We start from the raw sequence: 18,094 nt of genomic DNA, 5'->3' as shown, positions 1-18,094 counted from the left end.
ATACGTATGATTTTACGCTAAGCGAAAAACCCAAAAACATTGCCCCTAAACGTGATGCATAATGGGTATCGGCGGCTAATTATTTTTCTTCAGCCTCAACAAACCACACATCTTCACCGGCTATTTTAATCCAAGAAGCTTTATTAATTTTCATCATCGCACCGGGCATTAGCAACACTTCTTCCTCATTAGGGAACATTGATAACCCGCTAATATCCTTGCCACCCTTACCTGTCAAATCAAGCTTAATTAACATTTTATTCGATAGGCTACCTTGCGATGCGAAATTTTCCCCGTTGCTACGCTTACGCGAAAAACTCGAGAATGTGTCAAAAGCAACAGTCTCTCCTTCGTTATAGTCCATACTAAACTTACTGACCCAATCCCCGCGCCAAACGGTCGCCCCGTCCACCGATGGCAAGTTACTTAAACCCTCAACGGTCATATTGGCGTGCATATGTAATTCAGGGTAAATCTGATCTATTAATGCGCTCAGCCAAGGGTTAAATATTTTTTCTCGATAAGTATCGCGCTGTTCTGGCTGTAAAGTAGAATCACCCAACACATTAACAATGGACTCTTTCTTCGGGGTTAGTACATTTATCCATTCCACGGGTGACGCTTTTAACGTCAGCAAATCTTGGTCGTCTTTCGCCGTATTCGTCCCCTTCGCTTGCTTATCCGCTAGAAAACTTCGCTGAGCATGGTAATCAACAATATTACTTAGTTTTCCCCAAATTGCTTTCTTCGCCAGCAACTCCGACATATTAAAACTCATGACCGAATTTAATATGTTATGAGCGCCGCTTGTATAGGTATAGATGGCAATGGCGTGCGCCTCTGTAAGGTTTGAATAGCCCCCTTTCTTGGCTCCAAAAATATTATAGAGGGTTGATTTTCCTGTGTCGGCAATATCTACGCCACTGCTACTTTCGCCCGGCACAATTGCCTGTGAATTATCCGAGTTTTTTTCTAATGTCTGTTTACGATAAATAAACTCATGGGGAAACATGCCGTCTTCGCCCACATTTGTGCGCAGGCTTTCTATCGACAACGGCGGTACATTCATGTACATGCGAATAACATCCTTAACAGATTCCTCCTCATTTTCGCCTTTTACGCCCGCAATGTGAGAACCGCGCAAAATCTCATAAAGCGAGTGATCCCACGAGGTAAGCATCCACCCCATTATGGCGAGCCTAAACTCAAGTGCATTAACACCCGTATTTAGCCATTTAAACGAATTTAACATGCGTGCTGTGGTACCCGATACACCCGCTACAACTGGCATTTTCAACTTATCGTGAATTCGTTTGTACCAACTATTCTCTGGCGATATTTCAAAACAGACGTCACCCTCCTCCCACGACAGCGGTGTATCCTTTGTTTTGTCTCGACGATAATCACTTTGTGACCACGTCATTTTATCCCATACTGACTCGGGCTTTTCGTCAGGAAATAAATAGGCTAGCTCGCTATCAGAAAGCGCAACACCCAATTTGCGGTAGCCCTCCGGCGTTTTACGATGTGGTGCTTTTTCAACGTCAGGACGATCGGCTCTATCTTTCTGGCTCTCAGCAATTTCGCGGGTATTAGTAAGGTATCTATCGTCCGTTTGGTACGTTAAGTTTCCTAATGCAAAAATATCCTCACTGTAGTTGTAAGCTTTTTCCTCTTTTATACTGGAGACTAACGCATGAATGGCCGATCGACTCCACCCACCCATGTACCTCCCTTGCTCCCTTAGTGAGCCGGTGTCCAGACCCAGCGCATCCGATTCATCCCATTTTGAGTTGTGCACAATATCCAGTAACACGGCCTTGAACCCTTCACCGAGATCCTCCCCATAACCCGCACCGTAATATGACGCGTTATAAAAGGCAGTCATTCTCTCTCGTATACTGCCTGTTCCAAGAACCTCCAGCATTTTGTCAACATTAAGGTCTAGCCCCACCTGTCCCGCACTTGTTCGGTCGTCACGAAAGAATAGCTTTTTTAGAATAGCGCCTTTATCGGCCGCAAATTCATCGCGGTAGAATTTTTCAAACACTTCAACCATTTTACTGAGGCCCCTGTACATGGCTCGCGATGCACTTGGATGGTTAGACGCATAGGCACCCAATCGCTGCTCGTATTGTTTGGCTTTTGGAAACCAATCGGTATCGGATAAAACATTACCGTAACCCGCTTCGAAAGGCCTCGCTCCCACTTCTACCCGCTGCACTATGGCTTTGGCCTGACTGGCCACACTGACGGACGACACACGTTTCAGAGGCCGCGCCTTCGCGTTCGAAACACTCTGGTTAAGCGCTTTTTCGCCCATCACATCGGCTTCGCGCTCTAAGCCTACATCGTTGTTAATATTGACTTTGGAACGTAATTGCGTCGTTGCACGCACTCGCCCCTGCTTTTGCTGTACAACATGCCACGCCTCGTGCGGTAAGTGCTGTTCCTGGCCTCGAGCCATATGTATTTCATTGCCCTGCGCATAGGCGTGCGCCTGCAGTTGAGCAGGCTTGCTCGAATTATAATGCACCCGCACATCACTCATAGAATAGCCCGACAGGTTTTCAATGCCCGCTCTCAACGTATTGGGAAGGCCGGTATTGTTAGCAGAACTGCTTGATGATGAATGTCGATGGTCGTGTGAAGTATGCGCAGTAATAGATTTGCGTTGGACAGCAAAATGAACGGGGTTTACAAAAGATTCGCGGTCATTTTCCAGTGGTGAAGCGAGATTCGCGTGTAACAATGTGGGGACGTTATTCTGACTAAACGTGGATGATAGTCGATTCATCGTGGTACCGACAATCTCATTTTGGCGGGGAATATTTTGATAACCCCCATACGAGGTAGGGTCACTTTTTATCGCGTCATTTTCCCCTGCGTCCTTTGCACCCATTGTTTTCATAGTGTCAACCTATCCCTCGGCATAAAGTAACTTTCTGCGCGTTTATCAAAAAAAATACACCTATTCGCCACACGTTAACATACGGCTAAATACCGGTATCATTTTGAATGATGCTCCCACCCAAACAACTATACTATCGCATTTACATGCCCCTTATAATGCTATCCTAAAAAACCGCTTACACATTACACTTTGCGTATACGTAGTAGAAAGACGTATACCTATATTCAACATGAAAACCCTATTTCACCCATACATTCGGCCATCTATTCTTACTGGCTCACGTTTAAAATGCACAATATGACCTACTTACGGTTTATACACTTTTCGTCTGACGAGAGGAAACAAAACGGTCTAACCGTTAAATAGTTGGAGGCCATGATGAGTAAACGCAATCGTGTGTATGAGATGTTCAACCATAAATCCTCCCTTACGCAAACGATAATTTACAGAGGATTACACTTGAAAGATGAACGCTATGGACAGCTCAACTGAATGAGCACAAGGTATCTTGCCAAAAAGACGTGGGGGTAATGTTAAAAACTTAAGCACACAACTCACCCAAGCGGCACTGTAAGAGTAAGGTCTGAAAACGATTACGCTCTATTGACCAGCTTATTGGCACGAAACGGTGCTACTCACAATAGAATCTCCCACCAGTACATCACCGGTATTTCCGTCGGGAATAAAAAAGGTCGCATAATCGCCTTTGTTGGCTTTACCGTCGAAGGCTTCACCTGCTTTTAGGTTCGCTATTTTTAATAGGCGTGTATCCGCTTTTTGCACTAACTCACCGTTGCGCTGAATAAAAAACCAGTCTTCATTTGCAATACAGCCGTAAGTCACAGTACCCGAAAGCGCAAGCCCTTTTAGCATAAATCCTTTAAGTAATTCCACTTTATCCACAGTAAGCTCAAACCGATGCTCATTTTTTTCGCAGCTTGTTAAACCAAGTGTTACTGCAACAATAAAATACCATTTTTTCATTATTATTCTTTTGGGTTGTTATAAAACCGATAATAAAAGCTAAGCAGACGCTTCTTAGTGTATTTTACAAAAGTATTCTTTAAATTGCCAAATCGTTACGGGGATACTGTAACAGCCGTCTACAAAAGTAAGCTCCCGAACAACTTCACCGCGTTGCTCATGAAAATATTTTATACGAACAGCATTGTCCGATATTCGCCTGATATCAGCGGGAACAAAATCTTTAGCTTCTGGTGGCAGGTTTGCAAAATACGTAGTGAACGAGTCAAAACGAAATTCGTTTACCAGCTTACCAAAGAATTTTTTTCGATAATGGACTTTCTCTTTCTCGGGTATACCGTCCATTGCTTCCATGCTGGCCAGCGTCATGGCTTCGTTAGATTGGAACGTGCCAATATAAAAAACTTGCTGCTGAGCGACGGCGAGAGGTGTTGCAATAGAAATGACGAGAGCGGAAAGTAAAAGCGATAGACTCGTTAATAATTTTTTTAATTTCATACTACACTAAACAGTTAATTAAGAAGAAGCCTGGCGAGCGACTTCTACAGCCGCACCGCCAGATTGAGATAGTTAGTTACAGTTAGTTACAACTACCTACGGTACTCCAAGACGCATCGCTACCCGGTACGGTGCTGGTGTACCAGTTGGCTTGGTACAACGTACCTTCGTAAACCAATTGATCGCCAGACTCAGCGTGGTTGTTACTACCGCCAGACCAGTCACTTGCAGTCCAGTTAGGGTATTCATTTACACCGCTGCAGTTTGCACCATTGCCACCCGTACTGGAAGAGCTAGAGCTGCTAGATGAACTAGAACTTGAAGAGCTAGAACTGCTGGAGGAACTGGAACTACTTGAAGAGCTAGAACTGCTGGAGGAACTGGAACTACTGGAAGAGCTAGACGAACTAGAGTTGCCACCACAGTTTGATCCAACAGGGCCGCCACCAGACTGAGATGAACAGGTGTCTATACCAATGCAGCTCTGGCTAGCTTCCCAACCCCAGCCACTGTTTTGATTGTTACATAATGGGTAAGAGCTGCCGTACCAGTCACAAGAACATTGTCCACCGTTGCTTGAAGAGCTACTAGAACTAGACGAACTGCTAGAACTAGACGAACTGCTGGAACTTGAAGAGCTACTTGAACTCGTGCTTGAGCTAGAACCAGAGCCGCCTTCGGTAACGGTTACATCTGAGTTACCACCACTTTGATAACCTTCAGTTGCCATTACCATGTAATAGAACTCGTTACCTAAGCTTAAGCCTGCGGATTCCCACGCATCAAAGTGAGCACCAATATCGATGGTTCCGCTGGTGCGTTTATTGTTACGTACACTCCAGTATTGATAAAAAGTTGCCGTTCCATCAATAGAGGGCTTATCTACACGTTGGCTTCGGGCCAGCTGATAAGAACTGCCATCTATGGTGACCGAGCCGAAATTATCCGCGCCGGAACTTGGGTTATAGTTCACCCAGTTTTCAACAATGTAGTATTCGATCAGCGGGTTTCGTGTCCAGCCGTAAAGTGCTAAATAGCTGGTGTTGTTGGCACTATAGCTACCAGAGTACGTAATTGTCTTGCGACCACCGGGGTTCCAGCCATAACCACCAACCCAGTTGTTAGTGGCACTTGTCCAACTTGAGGTATAGCGGCCACCGTCATAAAGCGTCATTGATGCGTCGCCAGAATCTTTCCAAAACGTAAAGAAATAACCGTCGTTGTTACCTTCTTCGTTTTCAGAAATAGTGACTTGAGCATTGCTGCCAGCCGAAAATAGAACTACCGCAACCGATAGGAGGGGAATAGCTAACGCTTTCGCTGCGCGACCTAAATACCCTGATTTAAAACCCGTTACTGTCATTATTGTATCCTCTTTGTTCCGTTATTTTAGCGCTACGATTTCATACGAACGTTTGAAGTCAAACAGTCCAAATTGAAGGGAAAGTAGCTTTTGAGAGTGTTTTTACAAACAAGGTTAACTGCACTGATCCCAAGGGGTAGTCGTTGAGAAAATTATTTTTTTATTGTCATTACCCTTAACCCATTCCCCGTTTAGTTCACACAGCATGTTTTTATTATTTTTGTGTGTGCAGAAATGGAATCAGAAGCCGGATTGTCGTTGATAACGCTGGAAATTGTCAATTTAACAATAAGCCGCTATGGGAACGCAAAAAACGCGATATTCGCTTTTAATATTACAGGTATGATTAAAGTGCGGGAATGCCTGAAAAATGGGCGGTTGTTAACATAATCCCGCCGATGAAACCGGTTTAGCAAACCAAAACAGTTTGATGATCTATCGCAAATTGATATAAGGCGTCAACTCACTCTGGCCACGAAACTTTCCGACCTAAGCCCATCCAACGTCAGCCGAATGAGAGTCGCGTATTGAAATACCATAATCATGCACGCCCTGTCATGAAAAACATCGAACTGCTTATGGCGCCACCAACACAAGACCACAAACCAATTAATTCACTCATTGTGGCACCCGAATTAACGTTCCTCGAAGAACCGCGGCAAGAAACCATTTCCCTGTTCACTTACCTGACACGCATAGTCGATCGCGTTAATCGTAACGAAGGTGACGTGCACAACCACCGGGTTTTAAATTTCAAATATTCACTAACGCCTTTAAAACCGCACAAACCGTTAGTGTTACCGTTCAAATATTGTTTGTACTCAAGATTATTAAAAACAATACTGTATAAAAAAATAACATGGACTGCGAGGCAACTAATTTTTCGATAAATTGGGGGGGGTAGTAGGCTTTCCTGTACAGCATGCGAAAAATCCACGAGATATTCGCGCTTGGTATTTTATTTATTGACATTGATAGTATAAATAATCGCTAAAATTCCGTATCGGATGACCCAAGGTTAGGTTGCTTAAACGCGGCAAAATCGACAAGTTTAGTTAGGTCACTCTCTGTATCATAATTTTTCGCGCCCATTATTACGGGTACGCTTTCGGCCTGTTTGAATGCTGTTTGGGGAACGGCCAATTTATCGAGCAGCGTTAACATCTCTTCGTAGGGGGTAATCCACTTATGCTGGGTTTTTAACCTGTAAAGGTGCTCCGCCATTGAGACCGATACCGAAAACGGGTATTAATTGGACACGATAAAATTATTTATATACAACGTATGCTCAATAATGTGAAAAAGGTGGCTGGTTGCGTTGCGCGACGGAAGAAAACCATTTTCTGCTAGCGGAAATTTCGCCCAAGGTTTTTTGGTGCAGTGTATCGTAACCCTAAACAGTCTGTTAACTGTGCCGTAAAAGGCTGCTATTGTGTATTAATGGGTTTAGTAAAAATAAAGTTTATACTTGAATGCCGTCACCTCTACTTACACAATTTACACCGCCGAATTAAAAAATTTAAAAGCAGGACATTGTGCAGGCGTTAAAATAGAATAAGCACCATTGAAAGCCCTGAGGCAGGCGCACCTCCCTGCATCAACACACGGCATATTTGGATGCACTTGCTGCGCGACATTCTCGCCTTACCTAACGCTATAATTTTTGGAAGGCCAAGATTGAATGCCAATCAACGTATTGGCATTCAATCTAAAGATGCTATCAATTACGAGTATTCATAGCAACGGCAGCATAAATTTCGGTGTTATCTTCATCCATTACACCTAAGAGAGAAAATCCGGCAGTAGGGCCGTCGAAGACAGCTTCTAAATCACCGCACGCTTTAGCGTATACACCGCGAAAAAACAACCAGTTAACCACGTAATTTACTGGCAAGGTTAATACGAAGTAATCGCTTCATTAACTCGCCCCTAATAAGACGCTTGGATAAAAACCCGTCTTCTATCAACAACGCTTTACTGAGTATCGTTACAACCCCAGCGTAGAAATCACCCTAATACGATTTATATCGACAAAGAATACTTTCAGGCGCCTTCAGAATATCGCTGATTAATTCACAAACGCTATTCCCTCGTAAATTTATTTTACATTGTTATTGATAGCGCTTTTCGCTAGCTTTTCACTTTATTAAACTGAACTTCCCGTTGGCCGCTACGCTTTTCGCGCCGCGATCGCCATCTATTGTCAATAGCGTACTCTAGCAATGTAGGCAAGTACTCGGAAAAGCACGGTGGCTGCCTATCGTTAGAATTCAGTAACGCCAAGGTTTTCTTATTGTCGAATGTTCGTTTTACTGTCATGTAGTGCCGGTAAAGTTTTATTTTTTCGTCTAGGCTCTTTCCCTTCGGCAATAATAGGCGTAGTAGAGGTGATAGAAAAATGGCGTAAAACCAATAGGGTACATAGCGCGTTGGTTTTGGGTATTCGTTTATACGGTTAAAGCCGTTATACACGATTGTTCTAATTTCGCCGTTCGTGCGAACACCTTCCCCAACGGAAAGGTGGTAACACTGTTTGCCCGTATTCGGTTTGTGCATACACGCGAACATGACGCGTGCCGCCCAGTCGGAGGGTACGGCTTCCAAGTGTCCATTTTTGGCTACAGGCAGAATCAATGTAAGGCCGTTGTAGAGTAGCTGTAACGGAAAATAAAACGTGGTGTAGGATAAGGTTCGTCCGTTCTGTGCATTCCCTACCACTGCCGTTGGCCGCACAATGGTAATAGGCAATCGGTTCCAAGACGCTCGCATTAAGCGTTCGCCTTCGCGTTTACTCAACTGATAATTATCGCAAGCCGGTGTATCGCATGAGAGAACGTCCGGCTGTATAAGGCCTTTTTGAAAGCCAGAGACATACGCCGAAGAAATATGAACTAGCTTTTCGAGCTGGCCCATACAGTGTTCAGCAAAGGCCAAGATATTGTTAACCCCGTCTACGTTGCTGCGCCAGGCATCTTCGTGGGATGCCCCCCAATCGGTAAGCGCTGCAGCATGTAATATGTGGGTACACCGTGATGAGATTAGGCGGTAGTCATTTTCCGACAACCCCAAGCCTTCTACCGTTACGTCGCCACGTACGGCCTGCACGCGGCAACGATAGTGCTCCCGCTCTTGTGAATCAGGAAAAAGGTAGGTTAATAACTTATTTAAACGGGTTTCAAGCCTATTGTCACATTCGGCTCGAATCAATACGTAACACTGCGCGGTGGGATCACAGGTTAATACCTGCGCTAGAAATTCCGAGGCCATTAAACCGGTCGCGCCGGTAATAAAATAATATCGCGTTGCTGTGCTGTTGTCCTGTATTTCCAAACTACCGTCCACGTGAACTTCCTGTGCTGACTCGCCGTTATACATTTTGCGCGCGCCTTAAACACGCGTATAAAAGCGTAGGGCGGCCTAAAAGGGCGCGCATACTAGCATAAGTTTGTATTTAAGGTGTGCTATTGGGCCGGTTAGACCAAGCGTTATACAGAGCCTTAAGACCAATACTTTAGTTATGATTTTCGTGGAATATTAAGCGAATATATTAACTTTATTACGGGTTAACGCGCGCCGTTAGGGCAAAAACGGACATTGACTCACGAGTATTAAAACCACATCGAAATGAAGGCCCTGCCCTCTTATGCCATCGCAGAAATATCAACGCATAGGTTTCGTTTCAACAAAGGAGAGTGGTGATTACACTTATCCAGAAAAGCCACTAAAAAGCACCTTTTTCTACGGCTTAGACCCGCAACCCGTGTTTGCTCACATTATTTAGAGTTTTCTTTTTTGGAACCTGACGACTATATTTATAATTAAGGGATATTGGGCTAGTTCTGCCTTCTCTAGGGTTGTCGGACTCCTTCACCACCTGCAGGGTAATCCATAGTTTATGCTCAAAACTGCTGCCCAATGTATATTATTACTCTGCTGCGTATACGCAGCAGAAAGCCTTGCCTATATTCCAAACGCCACCAGCTTTGAACTGAGCCACGCAGAGCGAATGTGGCTAGATAAACACCCCAACATCACTGTCGCCTTTGACGGCCACTTCCCCCCTTACAGCTTTGTGAATAACAACGGTGAGGTTGAGGGTATTTCCGTTGATGTATTCAAAATACTAGAAAGAAAACTGGGCATTGGCTTTGTGCAATCACGGGATAATACATGGAATACCCTATACCAGGCGGCACAGAACCGAGAGATTGATGTCGTTGCAACTATGGTAAAAAAACCGGAACGCGAGAGTAGTTTTCACTTTACCTCGCCCTACATTATGAAATCGCTCGTAATTATCACCGAGGCCGAAAATCAAGCCATTACACAGCGAGACGATCTAAACAACAAAACCGTCGCCTTGGTTAAAGGTTATCACTATATAAAGGGTATTCTCAAAGAATACCCCAGCATAAAACCCTATTACGTGGATACCATTCTTGAGGGCCTTAGAGCGGTGTCTACAGACAAAGCCGATGCAGCCATTACTTTTCTTGGTGCCGCCCACTATATTCGTAGCCAATATCTACTAACTAATTTGAAGTATGCCGCCGTATACGACAAAAAAAACGCATTCGAACGCATTGCCGTTCGTTCCGATTGGCCGCAACTTCAAAGCATTCTAGATAGAGCCTTGACCAGTATTCCCGAAGCGACCATGCAACAACTACGCGCCAAATGGTTGCCAGCCGATTACGATGATTTAATCGTTGAAATTGACCTAAGTGAACAAGAACAACAATGGATTGCCGAACACAGAGACATACGGCTTGGTATTGATCCGGAATTTGCCCCATTCGAATTTTTATCGAATAAACGTTACAGCGGTATAGCGTCCGATTATATTCAGATATTAAACCAACGTCTCGATCTAAATATGCAGGTAGTTCCAGATTTAAGCTGGGATGAGGTTATGTCAAAAGTCGAAATCGGTGAGATTGATGTATTACCTTCCATCGGAAAAAATCAGCAACGGCTCGCCTATTTAAATTTTACCGAACCTTACCTGAACTTTCACAGAGTGATCATTACGCGGTGGAATGCACCATTTATTACCAGCCTTAGTGACCTTAGCGATCTTAGTGTTGGCGTACAGATAAAAACATCCCACCACGGTTACCTGCTCGAAAATTCCACCATCACCCCACGCACCTTCACTACACTGCAAGCCGCTCTATTGGCACTCTCTGGTGGAAAAATAGATGCGATGATTGGTAACGTCGCCTCATCGACTTACTGGATAAGAAAGCTTAATCTCACAAACCTGAAAGTATCGGCACCCGTATCCAATGAAGCTCAAAACCTACATTTTGCTATAAGAAAAGATTGGCCCGAGCTAGTTACCATTTTACAAAAAGGATTGGATAGTATAAGCCCACAGAAAAAGAAAAATATTTCTGAAAAATGGCTTTACATAAAGGTCGAACCAACTCGTGACTACTCTCTGGTATGGAAAACCGGGCTCGGTTTTTCGATTGTTATCACCGCAATACTATTATGGAACCTCTTACTGAATAAAAAAGTTCGTGAGCGAACCTCTGAACTTATGCGTTACGCCTATTACGACCAACTCACAGGCCTACCCAATCGTTTTTTAATTCAAGACCGGCTATCATTACTCATCACCGAGGCGAATCGTAATACCCATAAACTGGCGATGCTCTCAGTAGATCTCGATGATTTTAAGAAAATAAACGACTCCTACGGACATGCATCCGGCGATAAAATACTTATCGAAGTCGCCTCCAGCTTTAAATCGGTATTGCCTGCGCATCATATATTGGGCAGGTTAGGAGGCGACCAATTTTTGATTATTCTAAATAGGTTGGACGACACTTCAAGTGCCGCAAAAACAGCTAAAAATTTGCTTAAAATTCTGGAGAAACCGTTTGCGATTGACGATAACGCTATTACATTTACCGCCAGCATAGGCATAGCGATATATCCGAATGATGGTAGCTCGGCCGAAGAACTGCTCAAAAACGCCGATTCTGCGACGCACCATTCTAAAGCGCAGGGAAACGGATCATTCGAATATTTTACCCACTGCTTACATAAAACTGTGTCACGAAGGCTAAAAATAGAAGAGCAAATGCGCACAGCCCTCCAGAAAAATGAATTTTTTGTTGTCTACCAACCAAAATTTTATAGTGCCAGCAATTTACCTATGGGCTGTGAGGCATTGCTTCGCTGGCATAACAAGGATTTAGGCGATATTTACCCCGATGAGTTTATTCCTATTGCCGAAAGCAACGGTATGATCGAACCTCTAGGGCAATTTGTTCTTCAGTCTGCCCTACAAACCTTAGCGATTATGCATAACCGTCATAATGTAATAATTTCCATGGCCGTTAACTTCTCGCCACGCCAATTTCAATCCCCTCACCTGCTCGATAAAATACAACAGGCGCTAGACGCTGCAGGTATGGAGCCTCGCTTTCTGGAAATAGAAATTACAGAAGGGGTATTAATGAGCGGAAGTAGTAATATCGAAATGTCACTTAAGGCCCTTAAAGGCATGGGAATAAGCTTGGCAATGGATGACTACGGCACTGGCTATTCTTCTCTCAGCTACTTGCGTAAATTTACCTTCGATATTCTAAAGATCGATCGAGAATTTATCACCGAGCTCGAATCAAATCAGTCCGACCAACAACTTGTCGCTGCCACTATCGCTATGGCACACAGCCTCAACATTAAAGTTGTCGCTGAAGGAGTAGAAACGGAAATTCAATACGCATTACTTAAAAAATATCATTGCGACATTCTTCAAGGCTGGTATATCAGTAAACCACTACTAGAAGATGCTCTATTTGCATGGATTGAAAAGCCACACACATTACGCCAACAACAATAGAGGCGAGTGCCGAACCCCGCACGGCACGGCACGTAACATCCCCAGAGAAAACCTCTAGGTTATTGTCGCTAGAAAATCACGCCAACCGCCATATTGTGTTATATCTTTCGCGCTCTCTACCCCATAAGGCTCGCAAATAAACCCGCTGACCACGGAATTATCGGCCAACCGTACTTTGCCAATACCTAAGGGCGCGGGAATACCGTTGACAAAACTGCCGAAATTTTCCGCAGGCATCGACCACACTTCCACTTCAATAGCCGCACCGTTTTTTTCATCCAAAATCAAACCCGGTCGAAACGGCGGGCCACCGGCTAAGGCATGCATGCGATAAACCGGCGCCGTGTGAGTTTTGTTTTTAAAACGTGCACTGCGTTCCGTCAATTGCCAATTTAGCGGTTGGCCGTGCAAATGCGCGCCGCACACTAATACATCAATGGTTGCGGTGGAATTTACGGCCGGTGCTATAGTGATTGGCGGGGTCAGGTTGGAAGCACCCAAGGGCAGCGAACAATGGTGTTGAATACGTTTTGCAATCGACAATAATGCGCGGTCGCTAAAGGTTGGGCCGACCAAGGTAACGCCAAATGGCAAATTATTCGCGGCCATTTGGGTGGGCACTGCAATCGAAGCTAGATCCAACAGATTCATAAAGTTGGTGTAATAACCTAATTGACTATTGTGCACAATGGGTTCGGCTAACATCTCATCAATCGTAAAACATTTACCGGCTGTTGGTGTCAGCAAGCAGTCCAGCTCGGCCATAATGTTATCGCACTGTTGTTTCAGCGCATGCAGGCGATACTCTGCCGTAAATAACGCCGCAGCTTTTGGTTCGCCACCCGGTGCAATAATGTCGCGTACTACGGGAAAAAGGGCGTCGGGGTTATCGTCAATAAGCGGTTGCGTGGCAAGGTAACGTTCGGCCACCCACGGGCCTTCGTATAATAATTTAGCGGCTTCACTAAAAGGTGCGTAATTAATTTCAACCCATTCAAATCCTTGCGCGGCGAGCTTATCCAAGGTTTTTTGATACGCTTTTGCGTAGGCGTCGTCACCAAAAAATTGCAGTTGTGATTGCGGAATAACGCCGACTTTTAAAGCACCACTTCTTTCGCCATAGTGCCGGCTTGTATTGGGGAACGGATTGCGGCGGCTGTAGGCATCGTTAATGTCGTAACCTTCGGCCACGGCGAGCACACTATTCGCATCGTCGGTGTGGTAAGCGAAAATGGTCATACAATCGAGGCTACGACACGCGGGCACTAAACCCGTTGCCGATAACAAACCAATCGACGGTTTTAAACCGATTAAATTATTAAAACACGCCGGTACTCGGCCAGAGCCGGCGGTATCGGTGCCCAAACTAAAACTGGCCAAACCCAAGGCGACCGATACGGCAGAGCCCGAACTGGAACCGCCACTAATGTAGTCCGCATTAAAACTATTTTTACAGGCACCCCAAGGTGAGCGGGTACCGTTTAGGCCGGTCGCAAATTGGTCGAGATTAGCTTTTCCCACGGGAATAGCGCCCGCCGCGATCAATCGCTGTACCACTTTTGCCGATTCTGTGGGCGTATAAGCAAACGCTTCGCAAGCGGCCGTTGTGGGTATACCGGCTAAATCAATATTATCTTTTATCGCAAACGGAATACCCCACAAGGGATGCGTTTCAAGTGTTTTGTCGCGCAAGTTGTCTAAAAATGGCGCTTGTTCTTGTTCGTTTAACAAATGGATCCAAATATTGTGCTCGGAAAACTGCGCCGCTTGCTGGCGAATATCCGCCATTAAGGTAGCGGGCGTTAAGCTGCCGCGCCCATAGGCTTCACGCAGGGCGACAATACTCATATCGTGCAAAAATTCTATCGTCATATTTTATTCACTCTCTATTACGACAAGTGCTTGGCCGGCATTTACGCGATGACCATTTTCTAATAACACATGGGTTACGGTACCGCCTTCGCTGGCCAGTACCGGTATTTCCATTTTCATAGATTCCAAAATCATTAATGGCTGCCCCGCTTTAACAGTTTCCCCCACACTCACTTCAACTTGCCATACACTGCCTGAAACGGGGCTATCCATAACGAGGCTTTCTTCGGGCCAGTCAACGGTTTCTTCTTTGGCTTCTATCACTTCGGCCTGATAATTAAATTGGCCGGTCGCGTGCCAGTTCGCCAGCTCTTCATCAAAAGCCTGTTGTCGTTGCGCGGTAAACGTGGTGATGTCGGTTTTCTGGGCGGTTAAAAAATTCTGGTAATCCGACAGGCTAAAACTACTCTCTTCTATTTTTAACGGGTAACGACCTTGTGGGAAGTTTTTACGAATATCGGTAAGCTCTTCATTACTCACTTCGTAAAAGCGGATTTGATCAAAAAAGCGTAACAGCCACGGCTGCTCAAATTCAGCCGTTTTATGATAACGATTCCACATTTGTAATGTGCGGCCAACAAATTGGTAACCGCCGGGGCCTTCCATGCCGTACACGCATAGATAAGAGCCGCCGATACCCACGGAGTTTTCCGCCGTCCATGTTCGGGCGGGATTATATTTGGTGGTTACCAAACGGTGGCGCGGGTCAACCGGTGTCGCCACAGGCGCACCTAAATACACATCGCCTAAACCCATCACCAGATATGAGGCATCGAAGACGATTTTTTTCACATCATCAATACTGTCGAGGCCATTAATTCGACGAATAAATTCTAGATTACTCGGGCACCACGGGGCGTTTTTGCGCACTGATTGATCGTATTTTTCGATGGCAAAACGACACGCTTCGTCATCCCATGACAACGGAATATGCACGATACGCGAAGGTACCCGCAGTTCATTTAATTCTGACAGTAATGCACGCTCGCCCTTTTTTAAGTGCGCAATTAAAGCCTTGCAACCAATCTGTTGGCTATCGTAATGAACCTGTAACGAGCGAATACCCGGCGTGAGTTCTTGCATACCGAGTAAGGTATTGTGTTGTAACCATTGCATCAGTGCGTGGGCGCGAAAACGCAATTCGATATCGAGCACCTGCTCGCCGTATTCCACTAGCATAAAGTGATCGCCCGCTGCTCGGTACACCACATCGACACCAAATGTTATTTTCGATAAAGATTCGAGTATAGGGCTAGTATTTGCGGCGCGTTCCCAAACAACGGATTGGGCTTGCAAACCATCGAGAGATTTTTTTTGCGCGGCTTCTAGGGCGACCGCATCGTCTAGGCTAACGGGTACAAAACGAATCGTATCGCCGGCGCGTAATTGTCCTAGTTTCCATAGGTCGGCTTGGATCACGGTTGCGGGGCAGACAAAGCCGCCCAACGATGGGCCATCTGGTCCTAAAATTACAGGCATATCCCCGGTAAAATCGACCGTACCAAAAGCGTAGGCGTTGTCGTGAATATTCGACGGATGCAAACCTGCTTCGCCGCCATCTTTACGCGCCCACTCTGGCTTGGGGCCAATTAACCGCACACCGGTTCGGCTAGAGTTGTAGTGCACTTCCCATGCGTGTGCAAAAAAAGTGTTGATATCCTTATCGGTAAAAAAATCGGGCGCGCCATGGGGGCCATAAATTACACGCAATTCCCAACTGTTTTGGATGGCCGGAATTAAATCTGTTGTTAAGGGTTGATGCGCAACGGCTTGCATATTGCCGTTAATACGCACCACATCACCCGCACGCAAGGCTCGGCCATTGTGACCACCAAACTGGCCTAAGGTGAACGTTGATTTTGAACCTAAATAATCCGGGCATTGAATACCGCCGCGCACACACATATAACTGCGCGCACCCAATGCTTTAATGCGGCCTAATTTCAAGGTTTGACCCGCGGCAACATTAATTACTTGCCACAAGGGCACATCGCAATCATCGAGCTGCACCTGAATATCAGAACCACCCACAACAATTTGTGTGGCACAACTAAAACGCAAGGTCGGCCCTTGCATGGTAATTTCTAAACCGGCTGCACTCGCGTTGTTGTTTAATAAACGATTCGCCAAACGAAAAGAATAATTATCGAACGCGCCAGACGGTGGCACGCCCACATCCCAGTGACCCGTGCGCGCAGGGTAATCTTGAATGGTGGTTTGGGTTCCGCCCTGAATCACATCGAAGCGGGTGGGCGAATAGCGAAAATCATTTAAGTAACGCGTGGTAACTAAACCCTCAATCAAAACAGAATCACGTGTTAAAGCACGTAAATAATCCAGATTAGTTTCGCTGCCATACAAGCGAATGCCATCTAGAGTGTGTTGTAATTTTTCGAGCGCGCCCGCACGGTCTTGCGCATGCACAATGACTTTTGCCAGCATGGGATCAAAAAATGGCGGCACTTCTATACCGGATTCAAGCCAGTGATCGATGCGAATCCCTTCCCCTTCGGGGAAATGTACATCAATCAATAATCCTGCACAGGGCTGAAAATCGAGATAAGGATCTTCCGCATAGAGCCGCACCTGTATGGCATGGCCAACGGCGTTTAAGGCCTTGCGCTGCTCGTCAAGATTAATGTCTTCGCCTGCGGCGAGCTGAATCATCCACTGAACTAAATCGACGCCGTACACTTCTTCGGTAACGCCGTGTTCCACCTGTAGACGCGTATTCACTTCTAAAAAATAAAATTTATCGGTGTCTGCATCGTAAATAAATTCTACAGTGCCCACACTTCGGTATTGAACGCTGGCCAATAGGGCTTCGGCGGTGTCATGTAATGTTTTTCGTACGGCATCGGTTAAATGCGGTGCGGGGCATTCTTCTACCACTTTTTGATTGCGTCTTTGACTCGAACAATCGCGTTCACCAATGGCCATGGCGTTGCCTTTACCATCCGCAAAAACTTGTACTTCAATATGCCGCGCGCGGGTAATAAATTTTTCGATGAACACACTGTCGTCGGAAAAATTATTCGCACCTAAACGTTTTACCGAATCAAACGCGCCTTCTAATTCCGTTTGAGAGTGACACAACTGCATACCAATACCACCGCCACCGGCAGTACTTTTAAGCATAACGGGATAGGTAATGGTGTTGGCGGCTTCAATAGCGGCATTTAAATCGCTGAGTAAATCGGTGCCCGATAGCAACGGCACACCGGCATTGTGTGCGAGCTCACGCGCTTTATGCTTTAAGCCAAACACATCCATTTGCGCGGGTGTGGGGCCCATAAATACAATACCTTCGGCTTCGCAACGGCGCACGAAATCGGCGTTTTCGCTTAAGAAGCCGTAACCGGGGTGAATGGCTTCGGCGCCGGTTTGTTTGGCAATATCGATTATTTTATCGACATTTAAATAAGTGTCCGCTGCAGGCCCTTCGCCTAAACAAAACGCCTCGTCGGCATGACGCACATGCAAACTATTAGCATCACTTTCGGCAAACACCGCTACGGAGGCTATATTCAGGGTATTTAAGGTGCGAATCACTCGTGTGGCGATCGCCCCGCGATTGGCAATTAAAATTTTAGAAAACATGCGTTAA

10 protein-coding genes are annotated in these 18,094 nt (G+C 45.5%); 1 reads left to right on the top strand and 9 read right to left on the bottom strand.

The genetic code is table 11. The annotated features are described in order from the left end of the window. Positions 1–79 precede the first annotated feature (79 nt). The 7 genes from H5647_RS08090 to H5647_RS08060 all read right to left on the bottom strand — a co-directional run bounded on the left by H5647_RS08090 (position 80) and on the right by H5647_RS08060 (position 9,134). Entirely contained in the window at positions 80–2,911 is a 2,832-nt protein-coding gene (locus H5647_RS08090) for an eCIS core domain-containing protein (RefSeq protein WP_082086998.1), read from the bottom strand. Positions 2,912–3,526: 615 nt separating this feature from the next. Further along, the gene (locus H5647_RS08085; protein WP_045857729.1) at positions 3,527–3,898 is read right to left on the bottom strand and encodes a hypothetical protein; all 372 of its coding nucleotides are present in this window, start codon (positions 3,896–3,898) and stop codon (positions 3,527–3,529) included. A 54-nt stretch (positions 3,899–3,952) separates the two neighbouring features. Further along, on the bottom strand, positions 3,953–4,396 hold the full coding sequence (locus H5647_RS08080; RefSeq protein ID WP_045857727.1) for a hypothetical protein: 444 nt from the start codon (positions 4,394–4,396) through the stop codon (positions 3,953–3,955). Positions 4,397–4,478: 82 nt separating this feature from the next. Further along, positions 4,479–5,759 (bottom strand): glycoside hydrolase family 11 protein, encoded by a 1,281-nt coding sequence (locus H5647_RS08075; protein WP_052691944.1) that lies wholly within the window; start codon positions 5,757–5,759, stop codon positions 4,479–4,481. Between the two features lie 990 nt (positions 5,760–6,749). Then, on the bottom strand, positions 6,750–6,983 hold the full coding sequence (locus H5647_RS08070; RefSeq protein ID WP_045857722.1) for a hypothetical protein: 234 nt from the start codon (positions 6,981–6,983) through the stop codon (positions 6,750–6,752). Positions 6,984–7,479: 496 nt separating this feature from the next. After that, entirely contained in the window at positions 7,480–7,653 is a 174-nt protein-coding gene (locus H5647_RS08065) for a hypothetical protein (RefSeq protein ID WP_162926329.1), read from the bottom strand. A gap of 236 nt (positions 7,654–7,889) precedes the next feature. After that, positions 7,890–9,134, bottom strand: a complete 1,245-nt coding sequence (locus H5647_RS08060) for an SDR family oxidoreductase (RefSeq protein WP_045857720.1) — start codon at positions 9,132–9,134, stop codon at positions 7,890–7,892. Positions 9,135–9,654: 520 nt separating this feature from the next. On the opposite strand from H5647_RS08060, the gene H5647_RS08055 reads away from it, so the two are divergent. Next, positions 9,655–12,615: an EAL domain-containing protein gene (locus H5647_RS08055; RefSeq protein WP_052691943.1), complete on the top strand. Its 2,961-nt coding sequence runs from the start codon at positions 9,655–9,657 to the stop codon at positions 12,613–12,615. A 54-nt stretch (positions 12,616–12,669) separates the two neighbouring features. Here the strand turns inward: H5647_RS08055 and atzF are convergent, their stop codons facing one another. Both atzF and uca read right to left on the bottom strand, forming a co-directional pair. Beyond that, positions 12,670–14,487, bottom strand: coding sequence for an allophanate hydrolase (atzF, locus tag H5647_RS08050; protein ID WP_045857718.1), 1,818 nt, complete (start codon positions 14,485–14,487; stop codon positions 12,670–12,672). 3 nt (positions 14,488–14,490) lie between these two features. Beyond that, positions 14,491–18,087: an urea carboxylase gene (gene uca / locus H5647_RS08045; RefSeq protein WP_045857716.1), complete on the bottom strand. Its 3,597-nt coding sequence runs from the start codon at positions 18,085–18,087 to the stop codon at positions 14,491–14,493. Between the last annotated feature and the right edge of the window lie 7 nt (positions 18,088–18,094).

The sequence above is a fragment of the Teredinibacter purpureus genome (assembly GCF_014217335.1).
Lineage (GTDB): Bacteria > Pseudomonadota > Gammaproteobacteria > Pseudomonadales > Cellvibrionaceae > Teredinibacter > Teredinibacter purpureus.
This window is presented reverse-complemented; position numbering and strand designations above follow the sequence as displayed.